The 21,400-nt window shown below is 72.5% G+C and carries 16 protein-coding genes; 5 read left to right on the top strand and 11 right to left on the bottom strand.

All coding sequences use genetic code 11. The features are described 5' to 3' along the window. Positions 1-309: 309 nt before the first annotated feature. Positions 310-1,095 carry an alpha/beta fold hydrolase gene (locus IEZ11_RS18115; protein WP_189263802.1) on the bottom strand — a complete coding sequence of 262 codons (786 nt, stop codon included), beginning with the start codon at positions 1,093-1,095 and terminating at the stop codon, positions 310-312. Between the two features lie 168 nt (positions 1,096-1,263). Here IEZ11_RS18115 and IEZ11_RS18110 point away from each other — a divergent pair, with 168 nt between their 5' ends. Both IEZ11_RS18110 and IEZ11_RS18105 read left to right on the top strand, forming a co-directional pair. Next, positions 1,264-2,358, top strand: a complete 1,095-nt coding sequence (locus IEZ11_RS18110) for a baeRF3 domain-containing protein (protein ID WP_189263801.1) — start codon at positions 1,264-1,266, stop codon at positions 2,356-2,358. A 66-nt stretch (positions 2,359-2,424) separates the two neighbouring features. Then, positions 2,425-3,450, top strand: coding sequence for a Gfo/Idh/MocA family protein (locus tag IEZ11_RS18105; protein WP_189263800.1), 1,026 nt, complete (start codon positions 2,425-2,427; stop codon positions 3,448-3,450). Here IEZ11_RS18105 and IEZ11_RS18100 read toward each other — a convergent pair. Together IEZ11_RS18100 and IEZ11_RS18095 are read right to left on the bottom strand one after the other, a co-directional pair. Next, positions 3,440-5,479 carry a phosphocholine-specific phospholipase C gene (locus tag IEZ11_RS18100; RefSeq protein WP_189263799.1) on the bottom strand — a complete coding sequence of 680 codons (2,040 nt, stop codon included), beginning with the start codon at positions 5,477-5,479 and terminating at the stop codon, positions 3,440-3,442. The genes IEZ11_RS18105 and IEZ11_RS18100 overlap by 11 nt on opposite strands. 141 nt (positions 5,480-5,620) lie before the next feature. Beyond that, positions 5,621-6,034 (bottom strand): SsgA family sporulation/cell division regulator, encoded by a 414-nt coding sequence (locus IEZ11_RS18095; protein WP_189263798.1) that lies wholly within the window; start codon positions 6,032-6,034, stop codon positions 5,621-5,623. A 348-nt stretch (positions 6,035-6,382) separates the two neighbouring features. On the opposite strand from IEZ11_RS18095, the gene IEZ11_RS18090 reads away from it, so the two are divergent. Then, positions 6,383-7,804, top strand: coding sequence for a PP2C family protein-serine/threonine phosphatase (locus IEZ11_RS18090; protein WP_189263797.1), 1,422 nt, complete (start codon positions 6,383-6,385; stop codon positions 7,802-7,804). Between the two features lie 68 nt (positions 7,805-7,872). On the opposite strand, the gene IEZ11_RS18085 is transcribed toward IEZ11_RS18090, so the two are convergent. Next, a complete protein-coding gene (locus tag IEZ11_RS18085; RefSeq protein ID WP_189263796.1) occupies positions 7,873-9,369 on the bottom strand; it encodes a DNA-binding protein NsdB in 1,497 nt (498 codons plus the stop codon). Positions 9,370-9,635: 266 nt separating this feature from the next. On the opposite strand from IEZ11_RS18085, the gene IEZ11_RS18080 reads away from it, so the two are divergent. Then, a complete protein-coding gene (locus tag IEZ11_RS18080) occupies positions 9,636-10,775 on the top strand; it encodes an aminoglycoside phosphotransferase family protein (RefSeq protein WP_189263795.1) in 1,140 nt (379 codons plus the stop codon). Positions 10,776-11,049: 274 nt separating this feature from the next. After that, on the top strand, positions 11,050-13,077 hold the full coding sequence (locus IEZ11_RS18075) for an N-acetylmuramoyl-L-alanine amidase (RefSeq protein ID WP_189263794.1): 2,028 nt from the start codon (positions 11,050-11,052) through the stop codon (positions 13,075-13,077). 20 nt (positions 13,078-13,097) lie between these two features. Here IEZ11_RS18075 and IEZ11_RS18070 read toward each other — a convergent pair whose 3' ends face one another. The 7 genes from IEZ11_RS18070 to IEZ11_RS18040 all read right to left on the bottom strand — a co-directional run bounded on the left by IEZ11_RS18070 (position 13,098) and on the right by IEZ11_RS18040 (position 21,362). Beyond that, positions 13,098-13,595 carry a hypothetical protein gene (locus IEZ11_RS18070; protein WP_189263793.1) on the bottom strand — a complete coding sequence of 166 codons (498 nt, stop codon included), beginning with the start codon at positions 13,593-13,595 and terminating at the stop codon, positions 13,098-13,100. Between the two features lie 432 nt (positions 13,596-14,027). Continuing rightward, positions 14,028-16,691, bottom strand: coding sequence for an ATP-binding protein (locus IEZ11_RS18065; protein WP_189263792.1), 2,664 nt, complete (start codon positions 16,689-16,691; stop codon positions 14,028-14,030). 131 nt (positions 16,692-16,822) lie between these two features. After that, on the bottom strand, positions 16,823-17,731 hold the full coding sequence (locus tag IEZ11_RS18060) for a universal stress protein (RefSeq protein ID WP_189263791.1): 909 nt from the start codon (positions 17,729-17,731) through the stop codon (positions 16,823-16,825). Between the two features lie 151 nt (positions 17,732-17,882). Next, positions 17,883-18,125: a DUF397 domain-containing protein gene (locus IEZ11_RS18055; RefSeq protein WP_189263790.1), complete on the bottom strand. Its 243-nt coding sequence runs from the start codon at positions 18,123-18,125 to the stop codon at positions 17,883-17,885. Between the two features lie 83 nt (positions 18,126-18,208). After that, complete coding sequence (locus IEZ11_RS18050; protein WP_189263789.1) at positions 18,209-19,375, bottom strand: thiolase family protein; 1,167 nt, start codon at positions 19,373-19,375, stop codon at positions 18,209-18,211. Beyond that, on the bottom strand, positions 19,372-20,424 hold the full coding sequence (locus tag IEZ11_RS18045) for a thiolase family protein (RefSeq protein ID WP_189263788.1): 1,053 nt from the start codon (positions 20,422-20,424) through the stop codon (positions 19,372-19,374). The genes IEZ11_RS18050 and IEZ11_RS18045 overlap by 4 nt, the downstream gene beginning before the upstream one ends. Beyond that, a complete protein-coding gene (locus tag IEZ11_RS18040; protein WP_189263787.1) occupies positions 20,421-21,362 on the bottom strand; it encodes a Zn-ribbon domain-containing OB-fold protein in 942 nt (313 codons plus the stop codon). Before IEZ11_RS18040 ends, IEZ11_RS18045 begins: the two co-directional genes overlap by 4 nt. Positions 21,363-21,400 lie beyond the last annotated feature (38 nt).

Below are 21,400 nucleotides of genomic sequence, written 5' to 3'. Positions count from 1 at the left end.
TGCCGGTCGGCCGGGCCGTACGCGCCATCTGCGGCTTTGCGGCGGAGGCGATCGCCCGAGCAAACCACTTGTATTCAGCACCTATATGACGAGCGTGCGTCCGGGACCCTGGCCGGTCAACCTGGCCGTAACACGAACGGAGTACCCCACCCTCACTTTCGGACGCGCTTTGCCCGCGCGATGCCCGTGAACCCGCCCCGCACCGGGCCACGTCCGCCTGGAACAGGCCAAGCGCAAAAAGTTCCCCAAACGGGTCGACGCCGCGGCTCTCGCCGGGCGCCGGTCACCTGGTGCTGTCGCGGGCTCGCGCTACGCGGCCGAGGCCGGGCCCAGGAACCGGGCCAGGGTCGCCGTGAGCTCGGCCGGCCGCTCCACGGGCAGCTCATGGCCCGCGTCGATGATCCGGACCTCCGCGTCCGGGTAGGCCTTCGCCATCCGCAGCATCTGCCGCACCGGCAGCTGGATGTCGTGGTAGCCGTGCACGATCAGGGTGGGCGCGGTGATCTCACCGACCCGGTCCAGGACGTCGAAGGCCCGCATGGCGCCGTACAGCGTCATGACGACCTCGCGCGGGGTGCCGGCCGAGGCGCGCACGTATTCCCGGATCTGCTCGCGCGGGTAGCCGGGGGCGAAGGCCCGCTGGATGTTCGCGGCGACGAACAGCTTGAACGGCACCAGGGTCGAGGCCGCCATGAGCAGCCCCCGGCCGCGGCTGTACGTCATCCGGCCGATGGAGTCGACCAGGACCATCCGCTCGACCCGCTCGGGGTGGGCCAGCGCGAGGGTCTGGGAGATCATGCCGCCCATGGAGTGACCGACGGGGACGAAGCGGTCCACCTCGAGCCGGTCGAGGAGGGCGGTGACGTCCTGTGCCAGCTCGGCGATCGTCCGCACCCCGGCCCCGGTGCTCTCGCCGTGCCCGCGCAGGTCGAGCCGGATCACCCGGCGGTCCCCGGCGAAGTGCGCCATCTGGTGGTCCCAGCGGTGCCGGTTCGCGGTCCAGCCGTGGATGAACACCAGGGGCGCGGCCCCGCCGTCACGGGGGCCCTCGTCGTCGTACGCCAGCACCGCTCCGTCGACTTCGAGCTGCGGCATGGGGGCCTCCTGGGGCGTGATCCGGTTACTGCCGGGTACGGTAACCGGCCGTCGCGTCCGCCGTCACCGGCCCGCGGGCCTCAACACGGTTACGGCGCGCCCCCGGTCCGACGACCCATGGGAATTACCCCAAATGCCGCAATCGCGAATCGGTCCTATGGTGCTGATATGGAGCACGCACTCAGTCCTTCGACCCTTGCCGAGCTGCGCCGCCCGCGCCCCTATCCCGCCGTCTCCGTGCTGACGCCGACGCACCGCCGAAAGCCCGGGAACGCCCAGGACTCCGTCCGGTTGCGCAATGTGGTGGCCGAGGCCAAGAAGCAGTTGGAGTCCGATCCCGCGGTCACCCGGGACCGGCGCTCCGACGTGGTCAGACAGCTCGAACAGGCACTCACCGAAGTCGACCTGGCCTATACCGAGGACGGTCTGGTGATCTTCGCCGCGCCCGGCGAGCACCAGGTCTGGTCTCTGGCCCGCAGCGTGCCCGAGCGTGTGGTGCTCTCGGACACCTTCCTGACCCGCAACCTGGTCTCGGCGCACGCGGCCGAACGTCCGTTCTGGGTGCTGTCGATCTCGGCCGACCGCATCACGCTGTGGAACGGCGGGATCGACCGGGTCACCGAGAGCCGGTCCGGCGGTTTCCCGCTGGCCCGGCCCCAGGTGAACTTCGACGCCGAGCGCCAGGAGCGGATCGGCGACACGCCCAGCACCTTCCGCGACGAGGGCACCAAGCACTTCCTGCGGGACGCGGACACCGCGATGGCCGCGCTGCTGCGCGAGGAGCCGAGGCCGCTCTACGTCACCGGCGAACAGGCCGCGCTCTCCCTGTGGGACGAACTCGGCGGCGTCGCCAGGCACAGCGTCTCCGTGCAGCACGGCGGACTCGCGCACGCCGGCCCGGAGGCCGTCTGGCAGGCGGTCACCCCGCTCCTGAAGGCGGAGTCCCGCCGGAGCACCGCGTCGGTGTCCCGGGAGCTCGAATCCGCGCGCGGGCACAAGACGTTCGCGGCCGGGGTCGACGAGGTCTGGCAGAACGCCCGTGAGGGTCGCGTCCGGCTGCTCGCCGTCGAGGAGAACTACCGCACCACGGTCCGCGACGACGGCGACCACCTGATCCCGGCCACCAGCGGTGACCTCGACGCCCGCGACGACATCGTGGACGAGATCGTCGAGCAGTGCCTGGAGACCGGCGCCGACGTCCGCTTCGTCCCGGACGGCACCCTGGGCGACGAGAACGGCATCGCCGGCGTCCTGCGCTACTGACGGGCCCTTCTCTCGGCCGACGTAGGCTCTGGAACGTGATCGTCGGCCGAGAGGGAGTGTGTGGGCGTGGCTGAGTTGCTGGGCGTCGCGGTACTGGGTGCCGGACACATGGGAGCCGACCACATACGCAGACTCGACCAGGTGGTGAGCGGTGCGCGGGTGGCCGCGGTCGCCGATCCCGACCTCGACCGCGCCAAGGAGGCGGCGGCCGGACTGGACGACGTCACCGTGCACGCGGATCCGCTGGCCGCCCTGGCCGCGCCGGGTGTCGACGCCGTACTGATCGCCTCCCCCGGTCCGGCGCACGAGGAGCCGCTGCTCGCGGCCTTCGGGCGCGGGCTCCCGGTGCTGTGCGAGAAGCCCATGGTGCCGGACTCCACCGGTGCGCTGCGGGTGGTGGAGGCCGAGGCCGGGCTCGGGCGCAGGCTGGCCCAGATCGGGTTCATGCGCCGCTACGACACCGAGTACCGGCGGCTGAAGTCCCTGCTGGACGGCGGCCGTCTGGGCCGCCCGCTGATGCTGCACTGCGTCCACCGCAACGTGTCCTCGCCGCCCGGCTTCACCAGCGCCATGCTGATCGACAGCTCGGTGTCGCACGAGATCGACGCGGCCCGCTGGCTGCTCGGCCAGGAGCTGACCGCGGTGACCGTGCTGCGGCCGCGGCCCTCCTCGGGCGCCCCCGAGGGACTGCTCGACCCGCAGCTGGTGCTCTTCGAGACCGACGGGGGTGCGCTCGTCGACGTCGAGGTCTTCGTCAACTGCGGCTTCGGCTACCAGGTGCGCTGCGAGGCCGTCTGCGAGCAGGGCAGCGCCCGGATCGGCGAGGACCACACCATGCTCGTCACCTCGGCCGGCGGTGCCCGCGAGGAGGTGGCCCAGGACTATCTGGTGCGGTTCGCCGACGCCTACGACCGCGAGGTGCAGGCCTGGGTGGACGCCACCCGGCAGGGCCGGGTCACCGGGCCGAGCGCCTGGGACGGCTACGCCTCCTCCGTGGTCGCCGAGGCCGGGGTCCGGGCGCTGGAGGCCGGCGGCCGTACGACCGTCGGACTCGCCCCGCGCCCGGACCTGTACGCGGATCTCAGCCGCTGACGCTCGCGGCGCCCGTCTCCAGGTGGCCGGTGAACCGGCGCGACCAGGTCGCGTCGGAGTCCACCGTGACCGTGAAGTCGTACCAGCCGCTCTGGTACGCGACGGCGTTGAAGTAGTCCTCGGCCGAGGCACCCGCCGCGACCGGGTACGTCCAGGGGCCGTCGGTGCGGTAGTTGTTCGAGGTGATGGTGAACTTCACCGGTGAGGAACCCGAGTTGGTCATCCTGAACCAGACGGCGAGCCTGCCGGTGCCGGGCTCCACGGCGTACCGCGTGCTCACCTCGGCCGACTTGCCGGCCTTGGTGGCGTCGCCCTGGAAGCGGCGCAGGAAGCGATTGGGGCCGGCCATGGTCAGGTCGTACTTGCCGGCGCCGTATCCCGTACCGATGTTGAAGGAGTCGGCGGCGGTGTCGCCCGCGGCCACCGTGTACTGCCAGGGCGTGGTGTCCCGGTAGGCGTTCGGGTGGATGGAGAAGTGCGCCGCCCGGGTGGCCGGGGTGCCCTGGTTGGCCATGGTGAACCAGGCGAGGATCTTGCCGGCGGTCCCGAACTCCAGGCGGTCCAGGTAGCCGTTGGGCTGGTAGGGCAGTGCGCGGGCCGGGCGGGTGCCGGGCTCCTGGGCGGGCAGGGCGTTGGTGGTGGGCACCGGGTTGGGCAGCGGGCCGCAGGTGGAGTAGCCGATGACGCCGGTCGCGGGCAGCGGGACGGCGCCGTGGACCGGGGCGGCGAAGTCGAAGACGCCGGTCAGGTCGCCGCTGACCTGGCGCCGCCAGTCGCTGATGTTGGGGCAGGCGGCGGGCTTGCCCAGGGCGGCGGTCCAGGTCTCCAGGAAACGCAGCACCGAGGTGTGCTCGAAGACCTCCGAGGAGACCCAGCCACCGCGGGTCCAGGGCGAGATGACGATCATCGGGACCCGGAAGCCGAAGCCGTACGGCACGCCGTTCAGGAACTCGCCGGCCGTGCCGGCGGGCGGGGCCGGGGGCGGGACGTGGTCGAAGTAGCCGTCGTTCTCGTCGTAGTTGAGGAACAGGACGGTGGCGTCGAAGACGTCCTGGTCGGCGGCGAGGGCCTGGTAGACCAGGTTGACGAAGTGCGCGCCGTCGCCGGGCGGGGCGTAGGGGTGCTCGGAAGAGGCCTGGTTCGCGACCACCCAGGAGACCTGCGGGAGAGTGCCCGCGACCACGTCGGCCTTGATAGCGGCGGCGATGTCGTCGGGGGTGGAGCCGGTCACCGCCGGGACGGAGGACATGCCCCGGTCGTGCAGCGGGGTGCCCGCCGCGGCGTTCGCGAAGTTCCTGAAGTAGGCGCAGCCGTTGTCGCCGTAGTTGTCCTGGGCGTTCTGGTAGACCTTCCAGGTCACTCCGGCGTTCTGCAGGGCCTCGGCGTAGTTCTGCCAGGTCAGGCCGGACTCGTCGCCGCCGTCGTAGCTGGCGGGGTCGACCTTGCCGCTCCACAGGTAGGTGCGGTTGGGGCCGGTGGCGCTGAGGGTCGAGCAGAAGTAGGCGTCGCAGATCGTGTAGTTGTCGGCGAGCGCGTAGTGGAAGGGGATGTCGGAGCGGTCCAGGTAGCCGAGGGACCGCACATTGCCGACGCCCGCCACCCAGTTGTCGAGGCGGCCCTTGTTCCAGGCGGAGTGCTGGGAGGCCCAGGAGTGCGGCAGGTCGCCGCTGCACTGGGCGAGCGTCTCGCCGTCCTTACCGCCCGCGTCCGGGGTGGCACTGAGCTTCCACGGGTACTGACGGGCGGTGCCGTTCGGCTGCTCGAAGACCGGATGGCCGCCGTTCAGGGTGATGCCGCTGCGGTCCGCGAAGCCGCGGACGCCCTTGAGCCGTCCGAAGTAGTGGTCGAAGCTGCGGTTCTCCTGCATGAGGATCACCACATGCCCGACGTCCGAGATCGTGCCGGTCGCCGTGGACCGGGCCGCGTCCGCGGCCACGGCCGCGGTCCGTGGGCCGGCGACGCCCACCGTCATGCCCGCCGCCACGGAAGCGCCCAGTCCCACGAAGCCTCTTCGGCTGATCGGTGTCATACGCCCCGTCCTCGTCACCGGTGCGCCCGTGCGGCACACCGCGCGCAAGGGTGCACGGGGCGGTCGGCAGGGATCGGACCGGATCGGTGAGGCGGGGGTGAACAGAATTCGAAGGGCGGGTCGGCAGCGGACCCTGGAGCCTCACACTCCTCCGAACAGCGTGCTCAGACCCCGTTCCACGACCGCCTCGACGTCCTCCTGCCCCGGGGCCACCACCTCGTGGGTGCGCAGCAGGAACCGGAACAGCGCCTGGGTGTCGAACTGGAGCAGGGCGAGGCCGTGCGGCGAGTGGAACTCCACGGCCGTACGCCCGGGGCCGCAGGGCCAGATGTGCACGTCCCCGTGCCCGGCCGGGGCGGTGATCCCCTGGTCGAGGAGCGAGCGGGCGAAGGTCCAGGTGACCTCCTCGCCGCCGAGGGTGACCTCGGCCGGGAAGTCGACGAAGACGGCCAGCGGATCACCGGAGGTGTACCGGAGCGTGGCGGGCACCGGGACCTCCTCGTCCTCGGCGGTGATCAGCCGGGCTCGGGCGGGTTGCTCGAAAGTGATGTCCATGCCTGTAGGACTCCGGGAGGGCCCCTCGCATGACGCGAAATCCAGACAGAGTTGCCGTGGTTGGCCGAGACCGCGACACTGTGAACACAGAGGCGTCGAACAACCGCCCGAGCGCGACGCGGAAACCCTCCGGAATCCGCCAAGTCACGTAGTCCGGCTACGACTTCGAGAGTCGATCGCGTACGCCTTTCATAGCGGTCGACCAGCCCATGAAGACTCTGGCACATGCCAGAAGCACCACCGTATCGTGTGTTGCCAAATCCCTTACAGGGCGTCGCAGGCTGTGCAACAGTCGTAACCGGTCCCACCGTCCGCCCTGGCCGTACAGTCCCCGCATCGGAGTGCGTCATGCCGTCCCATGTCTCCGCGGACCGCCCCGCCGCCCAGCCGCCCGGGCGTGGCTCGGTCGAGGCGTTGATATCGCAGACGCGGCGGCTCAAGGGGGACGTGGACGCGGTACGACGGGACACCCGGAGTGCGGGTTCGGACCCCGAGGAACGGTGGCAGCGAGCCCTGTACGACCTGGCGCTCCATCAGCTCGACGACCTGGACGAGCACTTGGCCCAGCTGCGGGACGGCCCGGCACCGCTGTCGGCCGGTGTGGAGACGGCACCCGTCCGCCGCTCCTCGCCCGCCTCCGGCTCGCTGCTCAGCCGGGTCGGCAGCGCGGAGTGGAACCTCCTTACGGACGAGGCCAGTTGGTCCGGCGAGCTCTACCGGATCCTCGGCCGTGACCCGGCCGTGCCCGCGCTCACCCTCGACGAACTGCCCGCCCTGGTGCTGGACGACGACCGGCCCCGGCTCACCGCGATGGTCACCGACTGCCTGATCGACGCCAAGCCGATCGACGGCGAGTTCCGGGTCCTGCGGCCCGACGGAAACGTGCGCACCGTGCACATGATGGGCGAGCCGGTGCTCGACGGCGACGGCAGCACCGCCTCGATGTGGGCCGTGCTGCGGGACGTCAGCGAACTGCGGCGCAGCCAGCGGACGGTGCGCGAGACCCGGGACACCATGCAGCGGCACCACCGCCGGGCCGAGACCGAACAGCGGATCGCCGTCGAACTCCAGGAGGCCGTACTGCCGCCGGCGCACGGTGCCCTGCGGCTGCCGCGCCGGGGGCCGGGCACGCTCGACGTCGCCGCCCACTGCCTGCCGTCCGGGGCCGGCGCACTGCTCGGCGGCGACTGGTACGACGCGCTGGAACTGTCCGACGGCGACACCCTGCTGAGCGTCGGCGATCTCACCGGGCACGGCGTGGCCGTCGCCTCGGGCATGACGATGCTGCTCGGCGCCGTACGCGGGATGGCCATGGCCGGCACTCAGCCGGGACAACTCATGACCCTGCTCAACCAGTTACTCGACGCCACCGTGCAACCCGCGCTGGGCAGCGCCGTCTGCTGCCGCTACCGGCCCGCCACCCGCACCCTGACCTGGGCACAGGCAGGACACCCCGCCCCGCTGCTGTTCCGCGGCGGGACGGGGTGTGCGCTCAGCGCGCCGGACGGCGTGCTGCTCGGTGTCACCTCGGGAGCCGGTTACGGGCAGGCCGAAGTGACCCTGGAACCGGGCGATCTGCTCCTGCTGCACACCGACGGCGTGGTGCCCGGGCACAGCGGAACGGACTCCCTGGACGCTCTCCTCGGCCTGGCCCCCCGGTTCGGGGCGGCGCGCACCGCCCAGGAGTGTGTCAGGGCCGTGGTCGAGGAGTTCGGCGAGAGCGAGCGCGAGGACAAGGCCTGCGTGCTCGTCGCCAAGGTGAGCGAGTAGAGGTGTGAGTGAGTAGAGGTGTGAGTGGATAGGAGCCCGGTCCGGCTCGTGTCGAGCGCACCGGCTCCCTACGCCTGTGCGCTGTTGCCGCTTCCCTTGCTCCTGGCCCTGGGCAGGGCCAGCTTGATCTCCTCCCGCAGTTCCTGGATCTTCGGGTAGCCGGCGTACTCGGCGGTGAGCCGGTACATCTGGCGCAGTCGGTCCCAGGTGCGGTGGGAGGAGTTCGATCCCATCGACATCAGGGCCAGCCGCGCGTAGCGGTCCGCCTGTTCGGGGTCGTCCGCGATGAAGCAGGCGGAGGCCATGGACAGGAAGTCGAAGATCTTCGACCGCTGCCGGCCGTCGATCCGCAGAGCCAGGGCCTTCTCCGCGTAGTGCTGGGCGTGCGCGGCCGCGGCCGGGTCGTGCTCGGCCAGCGTGCGGTAGGCGAGGGCCTGCATGCCGTACAGGTCCTCTTCCTTGAACATCTGCATCCAGCTCGGCGGCGGCACGTCGCCCCGGTCGGAGACGAAGAGGTCCTCCGCCTGGCCGAGGGTGCGGCGCATCGCCTGGCCCTTGCCCATCGACGCCTGTGCCCAGGCCTCGATGGTGTGGAGCATCGCCCGGGTCCGCGGCAGCACCTCGTCGCCCGAGCCGGACTTGGCGAGCTTCATCAGGTCGAGCGCGTCGTCGGGCCGGCCGAGGTGCACCATCTGGCGAGCCGCTCTGGAGAGCGCCTCCCCGGCACGCGGCCGGTCGCCGCCCTCACGGGCCGCGTGGGCGGCGATGACGAAGTACTTCTGGGCCGTGGGCTCCAGGCCGACGTCGTGCGACATCCAGCCCGCGAGGACGGCGAGGTTGGCGGCGACGCCCCACAGGCGCCGCTGGAGATGCTCGGGGTGGCGGTAGGCGAGCATGCCGCCCACCTCGTTGAGCTGTCCCACCACGGCCTTGCGCTGGAGCCCGCCGCCGCGGGCGGCGTCCCAGGCGCGGAACACCTCGACGGAGCGCTCCAGCTCCTCGATCTCCTCGTACCCGATGGGGGCGGCCTCGTAGCGGTCGAACCCGGCGGGGTCGGCGTGCAGAGGATCGTCGAGGACGGGGGCGTCGGCCCTGAGGGTGGGGTCGGTGTGCAGCCAGTCGTACATGGCACTGCTGAGTACGGATCCCGCGGTGAGCGCGGCACCCGCGCCCACCAAGCCGCGTCGGTTGAGCATGAGGTCCATTCCCGTGAATTCGGTGAGGACCGCGGCGGTTCGTTCGGGCGCCCACGGCATGCCGTCGGGATGTTCCACGTTCCCGTCGTCCGGCCGTTTTCCCGTACGCCCGTGCCGTACCAGACCGAGGTCCTCGATGGTCACGACACGGCCGAGACGCTCGGTGAACAGAGCCGCCAGCACCCGCGGTACCGGATCGCGCGGGATCTCTCCCGTGTCGATCCACCGCCGCACCCGGGAGGTGTCGGTCGCCAGCTGGGGGTGGCCCATGGCCGCCGCCTGCCGGTTGACCAGCCTCGCGAGTTCACCCTTGGACCAGCCGGCCAGGCCGAACAGGTCCGAGAGGCGGGTGTTGGGTTCTCCGGTCACGTCAAGCCCCCAGGTTCTCGGCTGAGTTGACAGTAGACCCGTGACGGTTGCCGGGCGACTATTCGCCACGGTTCGCCAGGGTGCGCCAGATGGTGTGCCACTGGGCCACGGGTGTCAGGTAGGAAAGCGCCACCCCGACCCGACCGCCACTCGACGGGCACACTCCCCAGGGTGTTCCCGGGCGGCCGGGACGGGTTGGGCGCGAGAGCCCCTCACAGGACTTCTCAGGCAGGCACCGCAGGTACACGAAGGGATCTGTATCGCCCATGTACGCAGCATCGTCCTCCGTGTCCGCTCCGCCCCGGTCGCTGCGCCCCCGCCCGGCGGGCGGTGGACCGTATCTCGACCCCGCGCGTCCGGGGGCCGCGGTACCGGTGGTGGGCCGGCAACGGCGCGCCGCGGGTCTCGGCACCCAGCCCCTCAGCGGGAGACTCGACCTGTCCGGCCCCCAGGGCGCGCAACTGCGCACCGCGATCGCCTCGGTGCACCGGATCTGCCCGGAGTTCGCTCCGGTGCAGGTACTGCGCCGCTCCGGGCGGTCCGTGATCCTCGTCGGGACGACGGGGCGCAGCACGGCCGTGGCGAAGTGTCTCCTGGACCACTCCCCCGCCTGGGCGGAGCGGAGCCGTCACGAAATAGCCGCATACCGCTCGTTCGTCCGGCACCGGCCGCCGATCCGGGTGCCGAGGCTGATCGCGGCGGACCCGGACAACTGCACGCTGGTGATCGAGCGGATGCCCGGCCGGGTGGCGGCGGTCCAGCGCCACCCGGCGGAGGCCCCGCCCCGGGCGGACATCCGGGCCGCGCTGGGCGCGATCTGCCGGCTGAACGCGTGGCGGCCCCCGGCGGGCACCTTCGACGCCCCGGTGGACTACCCGGCCCGGATCGCCCGGTACCACGAGCTGGGACTGCTCACCGACCGGGACATGGGTGACCTCCAGAAGCTGCTGCACGGCATCGCGGTCGCGGCGGGGCGCCAGGGGATGGGCCAGTTCTGTCACGGCGACGCGCTGCTCTCGAACATCCTGCTGTCCCCGGCCGGTCCAGTGCTGGTGGACTGGGAGCACGCGGGCTGGTATCTGCCGGGGTACGACCTGGCCACCCTCTGGTCGGTCCTCGGCGACGCCCCGGTGGCGCGCCGTCAGATCAGCCAGATCGCCCAGTCGGGCGGGCCCGCGTCCAGGGACGCCTTCCTGGTGAACCTGATGCTGGTCCTCACCCGGGAGATCCGGACCTACGAGACCGCGGTGCAGCGTTCGATGCACGACGCGACCCCGGCGGCACCGGGCACGGCCCACCCGGGCGCCGCGCCGACCGGCGAGGAACAGCGGCTGCTGCTCCGGCGGCTGCACGACGACTGCCAGCTGGCCCGCCGGGCCGTGCGCGCGGCGGTCGGCACTCGCTGACGGGCAAGGATCCGCGGTGCGCTCAGGGCAACCACGCACCGCGGATCCCCGCATGTCCGGGGGTGTCTCCGGACGGGTCGGGGACGCCCACTGGTGTACGCCACCGACGCCCCGCAGGCCTGTGGACCACCGCCGCGAAACTCCCACGATCATCGTATGACATAGGAATTCCTGCCTCTCTGGGCATGATTGACGGATCGTCGGCAAGCCGATACCACTGAGCCACGCTCAGCCCCGCACGCCCCGTCGCGCCCCATCGCCCCAGGAGGCAGCATTGCGAGGATCCGTCACCGAGCCCACACCCCCGCACAGCGGCAGACGCACGCGCCGGACGGCCGGAGCCGTCGCCGCCGCGGCCCTGCTGCTGCCGCTGCTGGGCGCGGCACCACCCCCGAGCACCGGCGAGCCCTCCGCCGGACTGCTCCAGCGGGCGTTCGCGTCCGCCGCCACCGAGTACCACGTGCCGCAGAGCGTGCTGCTCGCCGTCTCCTACCTCCAGTCCCGCTGGGACACGCACGGCGGCGCGCCCAGCGTGACCGGCGGCTACGGCCCGATGCACCTCACCGACGCGCACACCGCACTGGCGACGGCCACCGAGCACTTCGCCGACGGCACCGAGGACGCCCGCGGCGACAGCGCCCGGCCCGCCCTGCACCCCGGTGTGCGGGTCCCGCAGAACTCCGCGCTTCCGGCCCGTCTCAAGACCCTGGTGAAGGCCGCCGCGCTGACCGGGATCCCGGCCGCCGACCTGCGCACCGACGCGGCGGCCAACGTGGCCGGCGGCGCCGCCCTGCTCGCGGCCGCCCAGCGCGACCTGCACCAGCCGCTCTCCGCCGATCCGGCGCAGTGGTACGGCGCGGTCGCCCGCTTCTCCGGCGCCGACGACACGGCGACCGCGTCGGCCTACGCCGACGACGTCTTCGACGTCCTCCACACGGGCGAGGAGCGCACCACCGACACGGGACAGTTCGTCGCCCTCGCCGCCCAGCCGGGTCTGCGGGCCGACACCGCGCAGCTGAAGCTGACCGGGCTGCGCACGGTGGCGGCGGACGGCGAGACGGAGTGCCCGACAACGGTGTCGTGCGAGTGGATCCCGGCGCCCTACGCGCAGTTCGGGGACAACGACTACGGCAACCACGACCTCTCCGACCGGCCGGTCTCGCAGAGCATCAAGTACATCGTCATCCATGACACCGAGGGCTCCTGGGACACCACCCTCAACCTGGTCCAGGACCCCACCTATGTGTCCTGGAACTACACCATCCGCTCCACCGACGGTCTGATCGCCCAGCACGTCAAGGCCAAGGACGTGGCCTGGCACGCGGGCAACTGGTACATCAACGCCAAGTCGATCGGCATCGAGCACGAGGGCTTCCTCGCCTCGCCGGACGCCTGGTACACGGAGGCGATGTACCGCTCCTCGGCCCGGCTGGTGAAGTACCTCTCCGAGCAGTACGGCATCCCGCTGGACCGGCAGCACATCCTGGGCCACGACACCGTGCCCGGCCCCACCACGTCCACGATCCCCGGGATGCACACGGACCCGGGCCCCTACTGGGACTGGCGGCACTACTTCGAGCTCCTTGACCACCCCTTCAAGCAGAAGGCGGGCAAGAAGCACCGGGTGGTGACGGGCGGTGCGGTGACGATCCTGCCGGACTACGCCACGAACCAGCCGACGTACACCGGCTGCGTCACCAAGGGCCAGCCCTGCGCCGCGCACGGTTCCAGCGCGGTACGGCTGTACTCCGACCATGACGAGAGCTCGGCCCTGATCAAGGACATCGGCCTCGGTACGACGCCGACGACCGACGTCAACGACCTCTCCTCACGGGCCGCGACCGGACAGCAGTACGCGGTGGCGGACGTATGGGGCGACTGGACGGCGATCTGGTACCTCGGCCAGAAGGCCTGGTTCAAGAACCCGCCGAGCGCGCCGACGGCGGTCGCCGCGACCGGGCTGGTGATCACGCCGAAGGCGGGCCGGACCAGCATCCCGGTGTACGGCCGCGCCTATCCGGAGGCGTCCGCGTACCCCGCGGGGGTGCCCGCCCAGTCGGTCTCCCCGCTGCCGTACACGATCCCGGCGGGACAGCAGTACGTGGTCGGTGACGAGGTGCCGGGCGAGTACTACTACGCCGTCACCTTCAGCACCGACTCGCACCGGGTCGTGGTCGGCAAGGACCTGTACTACGAGATCCAGTACGGCCACCGGGTCGAGTTCGTCCGGGCGGCCGACGTGGACGCGGTGCCGGCGGCGAAGGCCGGACGGCACCACGGCGGCCACGGTCACGGGAAGTAGCCGACGCCGGGCGGCCGGCCTCAGCCCTGCTGGAACAGTTCCGCCGGGAGCGGTTTCAGCAGGGCGTACAGGTCGTCGGTGATGGGACGGTCCCATGCCGCGATGGTCACCAGGACCCCGTCGCTGCGGTCGAACTGAACGCAGGAGATCCGGCTCTCGGAGAGCTTGAGGCGGCGCACGATCAGCAGGTTGTCACCCTGGAGCACCGGCATGTCCTCGGTGCCGACGACGGTGACGTCCTCCTCGTTCTCCAGGGCGAGGAGGAGCTGGCCGACCTCGAAGGGGATCTCGTCCTCCTCCACCTCGCGAGCCGGAGATCCCTCGGGGAGGTTGCCGATGATCATCGCGGGGCCGCGACCGCCGAAGAGGTCGTAGCGCAGGAAGACGCCCTGGCAGGTGCCGTCGGGGGCGGGCAGCAGCCCGGCACCGAGGTTGCCGGGCCAGTCACCCGGGTCCATGGCCAGAACGTCGAAGTCGGGGCCGGCGGGAGTGGCGCTGCGGCGACGGAGGAACGACATGCGGTCCATGGTACGGGGCCCGGGTGGCGGGGCGAGGACCAGTTCGGGGTGCGGGTCGGCGACCACCTCACGGCACGCCGGTTCTACCGCCCATGCCAGTTCCGCAGCCCGCTCATGCTCGGCTGGCTCGCCTGTTCCGCCGCCGCTCCTGTTCCGCCGGCTCTCCCGTTCCGCCGCCCCTCCCGTTCCGCCGCCCCTCCTGTTCCGCCGCCCCTCCTGTTCCGCCGCCCCTCCTGTTCCGCCGGCACTCTTGATCCGCCGCGACGGTGCTCAGCCACGGCGGTGGTGTTCGGCGGTGCCGTGCCGGGCGGTGGGGTTCGCCGTGGTGGGTGGCAGCCGTTCGGCAGGTGCGGCGCCGTCGTGGCTTGTCGCGCAGTTCCCCGCGCCCCTGGGAGTCGGCGCCGGCGCCCGCTGCAAAGCCCCCTCCGGCTCCTACAGGGCCGCCCCTTCCGTTGTCGCCAGTTCGGTTCGGGCTGTCTCCGCCAAGGCGTCCGCTCCGCACTGTCCGGCGATTTCCAGGCCCCTGCGCAGGTGGGCGGTATCGCGGTCCTCCGTGCCCAGGGCGACCAGTGCGCAGGCCAGTTCGTAGGCCGCCGGGGAGCGGTCCAGGTAGGCCACCGCCTCGCGCAGGTACGCCAGGCGGGCCTCCCCCGTCGAGACCTCCGCCGCCGTGCGCAGGGCCTGGCCGATCGCCGACGGGGCGCCGAAACGGCGGGCTCGGGTCACCGCGTCCAGGGCCGTGGCACGGGCGCGTTCGGGGGTGTCGTGGGCTTCGGCGCGGGCCAGGTGGAGCTGCCAGGGGCACCACGAGGGGTTGCGGATGCCGCGTGGTTCGAGGCGCCGGCCGGCCGCGGCGAGCTCGGCCGCCGCGTCCTTGACCAGGCCGCGGGCGAGGAGCAGTTCGCCGTGGACCGTCTGGGCGTCGGGGAAGACCACGGCCGCCGGGAAGGGTTCCTGGAAGGCGTGGTCCTCGGCCAGCCGGGTGGCCTCGTCGGTGCGGCCGCGGGCCAGGAGGGTCTGGATCAGGGTGCCGAGGGCGTACCAGTGGGCCGGGGTGCCGGGACCCACCCGTTCGGCCAGACGCAGGCCGGAGCGGGCGAGGTCCTCGGCCTCGACCAGCCGGCCGCGCCGGTAGCGGACGTAGCCGAGGAGGGTGTAGGCGAAGGAGAGGTGGGCGCCCCGCCAGCCCTGGCGTTCGTAGTCGGCGATCCCGGCGGCGAAGAGCTCCTCCGTGCGGTCGGGCCGGTCGGCGTACATGAAGGCGAGGGCGACGAGGACGGGGACCTCGAACCCGCGGTCCGCCTCGGCCCAGCCGAGACCGCCGGCCAGGGCGCGTTCGGCGTGCTGGAGGGCGACGTCGGCGGGTTCGCCGCGCTGGATCGCGTCCCAGGTGCGCAGTCCGATGACGTACCGCTCGGTGAGATCGCGGCCGCGGAGGCGGTCGGCGAGCCGGGCCAGGCGGCGGGAGCGCGAGGGATGGTCGGGCTCGTCGGCGCGGAAGGCGTCCCACATGAACTGTTCGGAGCACATGCGCAGCCGTACCCGGGCGTCGCCGGTCATCCGGATCTCGCGGGCGAGGGTCTCGGACGCCTCGGCGAGGCGGTCGCTGTGGGCGAGGACCTGGGAGAGGCGGTAGACGATGTGCTGGCGCAGCGCGGGTTCGGCGATGGGCTCCTGGAGGGCCGCGCGCAGGTGGTTGACGGTGGTGGCCGGTTCGGTGAGCAGCGAGGCGCTGCCCAGTTCGTAGAGGACCGCGGCGCGCTCCTTGGCGGGCGGGGGTTCGCGCAGGGCGCGGGCGAGGTAGCCGCGGGCGGTGTCCGGGGCGCCGGCCCGGAGGGTCTCACCGGCGGCGGCGCGCAGTTGCCGGACGACCCAGGTGTCGCCCTCGGGGTGGGTCTCCAGGAGGTGGCGGGCGGCGGCGGTGGCGCCCTGGCCGTCGTCGGTCACGCACCAGGCGGCCTGGCCGTGCAGGGCGACCCGGGTGGCGGGCGGGATGGCCCGGTAGACGGCGGTGGCGATCAGCGGGTGGACGAACTCCAGGGTCTCGGCGCCGGTGAGGATCCGGCCGCCGCGCAGGGCGTCGGCGGCGTCGGCGGCCTCCTCGTGGCCGAGGCCGGCGACGGCGGCGGCGAGCTCCGGACGGATCTCGGTGCCGAGGACCGCGCAGGCCCAGGCGAACCGGACGGCGGAGGGGCCGAGGCGCTCCAGCCGGGCGATCAGTCCGCTGCCCTTGACGGCGGCGGCGAGGTCGCGCAGCAGGGGCGCGCCGTCCTCGGTGGGGTCCAGGCCCCGGTCGTGGACCTTGGCGGTCAGTTCGACGGCCTCGAAGGGGTTGCCGGCGGTGACGGCCCAGCACTCGTGGCAGAAGGCGTCGTCGGCGTCGGCGCCGAGGCTCTCGCGGACCAGGTCGGCGACGGCACCGGCGCTGAGCGGTTCGAGGCCGTGCGGGCGCCCGCCTGCCCGGCCGGGCAGGCCGCGGAACGCGTCGGCGTGCTCGGGGAGTTCGTCGGGCCGGTAGGCGACGACGACGAGCAGCGGGAGTTGCTCGGCGCGCGGTGCGAACGCGGCGAGCCAGCCGAGGGATTCGGGGTCGGCCCAGTGGGCGTCGTCGAGGACGAGGACCATCGGGGCCCGGCGCACCGCGAGGTGGGTGAGCACCCAGTCGAGGCCGTCGCGCAGGCCCTGCTGGTCGGGCGGGGCGCCCTCGGTGGGGGCGCACAGGCCGAGGGCGGGGCCCACGATGTCGTACCAACTCCCCAGCGAAGCGCGGAGTTCGGCCTCCGGCGCGCCGGCGAGGCGGGGTTGCAGGAGCTGGCGGGCCACGTGGAAGGCGACCCGCTGTTCCTGCTCGCCGCCGCGCGCGGAGAGCACCGTGCAGCCCTGGGCGGCGGCGCGGCGGCGGACCTCGGCGAGCAGGGTGGTCTTGCCTATGCCGGCCCGGCCGGCGAACGCGAGAAGTGCGCCGAGCGGCCGGTCGGCCGGGGCCGCACCCTCCGTGCCCAGGCCGGCGAGCTCGGCCAACGCCTCGTCGACGGCGGCGAGTTCGCTGTCACGCTCGTAGAGCGTCCGTCGGCTCCGCAGGACCCGCTGTCCCATGACCACCCCCCGCCACGGCGGGACGCGAACGCGGGGGGCGAACGCGCACCGTGGCTTGCAGGCAGCTCAGCGTACGCCTGACGACGGTGATCCGCTCCCTACTGACGGTAACTGACCGAAGGGGCTTGACATCACTCCCGGGGTGGCGACGGCGGCACCACCGCGACCGGTGCGGCCGCGTGCAGCAGGACGGCCTGGGTGACCGAGCCGACCATCCGGGCCGGGGCGAGCAGCCGCCTGCGGTGGCGGCCGACGACGACCAGGGTGGCGTCCTTGGAGGCGGACACCAGCAGGCCGGCCGCGTCGCCGGGCAGCGCGAGGATGTCGGCGCGCAGGTTCGCGCGGTCCTTGAGGTGCGGGGCGAGAAAGCCTTCGGCGAGGGTCCGGGTCTCCTGTTCGATCTCGTCCTGGCCGACGGCGGGCGGGAGGGGTTCCCCGGCCGCGGCCCAGCTCCGCACCGGCCACGGGTAGGCGGCGATCACCTGGAGCCGGGCGCCGTGCCGGGCGGCCTCCGCGACGGCGAAGGCGAGGGTGGCCTGGTCGGGACGGTCCACGTCCAGGCCGACGACGACCCGGGGACCGGGCTCGGCGGGCACTTTCTCGTGCACCTCGCGGCCCGGCCGGGGTACCACCACCAACGGGCACGCGGCGTCGCGGGCGGCGGCCATCCCGGTGGAGCCGAGCAGCAGGCCGACGAAGCCGCCGCGGCCCCGGGAGCCGAGCACCAGCAGCTGGGCGTCGGCGCCCAGTTCGGGCAGCAGCGCGCCGGGGGCGCCTTCCAGGGCGACGTACTCGACGGGCGGCCCTGCGCCTGCGGCACCGGTGCGCAGCCGGTCCCGTACCTCGTCGAGCACGGGGTCGCCCGCCGCTTCCGGCTCGCCGGCGACCAGGACGTCCGGCTGCCCCCAGGCGGCGTACTGGCGTACGTGCACCACCCGCAGCGGAGCGTCCCGTTGCCGGGCCGCCCGTACGGCCCAGTCCAGGGCGCGCAGGCTGTCGTCCGAACCGTCCGCCGCGACGATGACCGGCGCACTGCTCATCGTTCCTCACCTCCGGAATGCGACCTTCCCTTTCCGGGGCCAGCCTGTCTCAGGCGGTGGCCCCGGAAAGGCGCTGCCGGTCACGTGTCCGGAAATCCTTGCGGAACACCCCCCGGCTCACCCTCTGTGTCGCGGAGTCCGGGGGAGACGCTCAGGTCAGGTCGAACTCGCCCTCCCGGGCCCCCGACACGAAGGCACCCCACTCGGCGGGGGTGAAGATCAGGGAAGGGCTCTGCGGGCTGCCGCTGTTGCGCATCGCGATGAATCCCTCGACAAAGGCGATCTGGACATCCCCCAGGCCTCGGCTGCTGGACTGCCAATCGGCCTCGCTGAGGTCCAGCTCCGGCTTGTCCCAGCCCCGTACCGGCTGCTGCTGGATGGTGCTCTCGGCCACGTCCGTGCTCCTCCCGAATTCGTCGTCCGCGGCCAGCCTAGCTTTCGGTTCCGGCCCTCAACAGGCCACGTGAACGGGTCCTTTCAGTTGTCGGGGGCGGTCGCGCCGACGAGCCACATGGAGAAGAACTGGGAACCGCCGCCGTAGGCGTGGCCGAGCACCTTCCGGGCGCCGTCCACCTGGTGTTCTCCGGCCTGGCCGCGCACCTGGAGGGCGGCTTCGGCGAACCGGATCATCCCGGAGGCGCCGATCGGATTGGTGGAGAGAACACCGCCCGACATGTTGACGGGAAGGTCACCGTCGAGTTCGGTGACACCCGATTCGGTGAGTTTCCAGCCCCCGCCCTCCTCGGCGAAACCGAGGTTCTCCAGCCACATGGGCTCGTACCAGGAGAACGGCACGTACATCTCGACGGCGTCGATGTCGCGGCGCGGGTCGGCGATGCCCGCCTGGCGGTAGACGTCGGCGGCGCAGTCCTTCCCGGCCTGCGGCGACACCGCGTCCTTGCCGGCGAAGAGGGTGGGCTCGCTGCGCATGGCGCCGCCGAGCATCCAGGCCGGCGGCTTCGCGCAGCGGGCGGCTCCGGCGCGGTCGGTGAGGACCATGGCGCAGGCGCCGTCGGAGGAGGGGCAGGTCTCCGAGTAGCGGATGGGGTCCCACAGCATGGGGGACGCCTGGACCTTCTCCAGGGTGATGTCGTGCTCGTGGAGGTGGGCGTAGGGGTTCTTGAGCGCGTTGCGCCGGTCCTTGTAGGCGACCAGCGAGCCGACGGTGTCGGGGGCACCGCTGCGTCGCATGTAGGCCCGCACATGGGGTGCGAAGAAACCGCCCGCGCCCGCCAGCAGCGGCTGCTGGAAGGGGATCGGCAGCGACAGCCCCCACATGGCGTTGGACTCGGACTGCTTTTCGAAGGCGAGGGTCAGCACCGTGGAGTGGACACGGGCGGCGACGAGGTTGGCCGCGACGAGCGCGGTCGAGCCGCCCACCGAGCCCGCCGTGTGGACCCGCAACATGGGTTTGCCCACCGCCCCCAGCGCGTCCGCCAGGTACAGCTCCGGCATCATCACGCCCTCGAAGAAGTCGGGCGCCTTGCCGATGACGACGGCGTCGACGTCGGCCCACTCCAGCTCGGCGTCGTCGAGGGCGCGTCGCGCGGCCTCGCGGACCAGCCCGGCGATCGACACGTCCCGCCGGGCCGCCACGTGCTTGGTCTGGCCGATCCCTACGACGGCCACGGGCTCCTTGCTCATCGCGGATCCCCTTCGAGTACGGCGACCAGGTTCTGCTGCAGGCAGGGGCCGGAGGTGGCGTGGGCGAGGGCACGGTCGGACTCGCCGCGGTGGATGCGGGCGGCGGCCTCGCCGATGCGGATCAGTCCGGCGGCCATGATCGGGTTGGCGGCGAGGGCGCCGCCGGAGGGGTTCACGCGCACGTCGTCGCCGAGTCGCAGCGCCTTGCGCAGCACGACCTCCTGCGAGCTGAACGGCGCATGCAACTCCGCGGTGTCCACGGGCCGTTCGAAGGCGCCGGCCCGCTCGGCGGCGAGCCGCGCGGACGGCGAGTCGGTCAGGTCGCGGACGCCCAGGCCGTGCGCCTCGATGCGGTGGTCGATGCCCCGGATCCAGGCGGGCCGCTCGCACAGCTCCCGGGCCCGCTCCCCGGCCGCGAGGATCACGGCGGCGGCGCCGTCGCCGATCGGCGGGCAGTCGCCGGTGCGCAGCGGCCGTACCAGGTAGTCCCCCTGCGGTACCGGACCCCGGAGCTGCGCATGGGGGTTGGCCGCCGCCGCGTCCGCCCTGCTGCGGGCGCCGACGGCGGCCAGTGCGGGCTCGTCGGTCTCCCCCGCGTCGACGAGGGCCTGGGCCTGGAGGGCGGCGAGGGCGACGGAGTCGGGCCACAGGGGAGCCACGTAGTAGGGGTCGAGCTGCCGGGTCAGCACGTCCCGCACCGAGCCGGGCGAGGACTTGCCGTACGAGTAGACGAGCGCGGTGTCCGCGTCCCCGGTGAGCAGCTTGGTCCAGGCCTCGTACAGGGCCCAGGCGCCGTCCATCTCGACGTGCGACTCGGAGATGGGCGGCCAGGCGCCGACGCCGTCGAGGGCGAGGGTGAAGGAGAAGGCCCGGCCGGCCAGGTAGTCGCTGGAGCCGGAACAGGTGAAGCCGATGTCGGCGGTCCTCAGGCCGGTCTGTCCGAGCACGTCGTGCAGGACCGGCATGAGCATCTCGACCTCGGAGAGCTCCTCGCTGGTACGGCGGTGGTCGGTCTGCGCGAAGGCGACCAGTGCGATGTCACGCGTCACAGCAGCTCCTTGTACGTGTCGTAGTCCGCGTCGGGTTCGCCGGTGGGCCGGTAGTGGTCCGGGTAGCGGGCGCCCTCGCTCCACACCGGCTCCACCCGCAGCCCCATCCGTACCTGGTCGTACGGGATGCCGCCGATCCGGCCGTGCAGGGCGAGCCCGGCGCCGTCGAGGGCGATGTGGGCGTAGACGTACGGCACCTCGATGTCGAGGTTCTTCGCCTTGATGTTGACGATGCAGAAGGTGGTGACCGTGCCCCCGGGACCCACCTCGACCTGTTCCGATGTGGCCACCCCACAGGTGGGGCACGCACCCCTCGGCGGGACGTACACCTTCCGGCAGGAGGGGCAGCGCTCGCCGAACGTCCGCTGGGACGACAGGGCGTTGATGTAGGCGGTCTGGGCCCGGCCGGGCGAGTAGGTGTAGTCGAGTCGGGCGTGGGCGACGATGCCGTGCACCGCGTCCTCGAACGTGCCGTCGTGCCCGCCGGGTTCGGCCGACTCGCCGTCGTACGGCTCGAAGCAGGCGATGTCGGTGATGGCGCCGACGCGCTCCCCGGCCCAGCGGATCCGGACCCGCATGCCGGTGTGCACGGCCTCGGGGCCGGGGGCGTCCAGGGCGTGCAGCAGGGCGGTGTCGGCACCGTCGAGCCGGACCAGTACCCAGGCGAAGGGGGTGCCGAGGGGCTGGCCGCGGCGGGGTTCGTGGTTCCAGGCCCAGGTGGTGACGGTCCCGGTGGGGGCGACCTCGACCAGGTCGCGGATCTCCTCGGCGGTGACGGGGTCGTACTCGACGGGCGGGACGAGGGTGCGGCCGTCGCCGGTCTTCACCCCGAGGACGACGCGCTCGCGCAGCCCGGTGAGAAAAGCACTCTGGACGGGCCCGAGGGACCGGGTGAAGGGAAACTCGACGACGAGGGGGGCTTTGAGAACTTCGGGCATCGGCGCTGCCTCCTTGAGAAGGTCGCTGTGCAGCGCCC

Source organism: Streptomyces fuscichromogenes, from assembly GCF_014645815.1.
Lineage (GTDB): Bacteria > Actinomycetota > Actinomycetes > Streptomycetales > Streptomycetaceae > Streptomyces > Streptomyces fuscichromogenes.
This window is presented reverse-complemented; position numbering and strand designations above follow the sequence as displayed.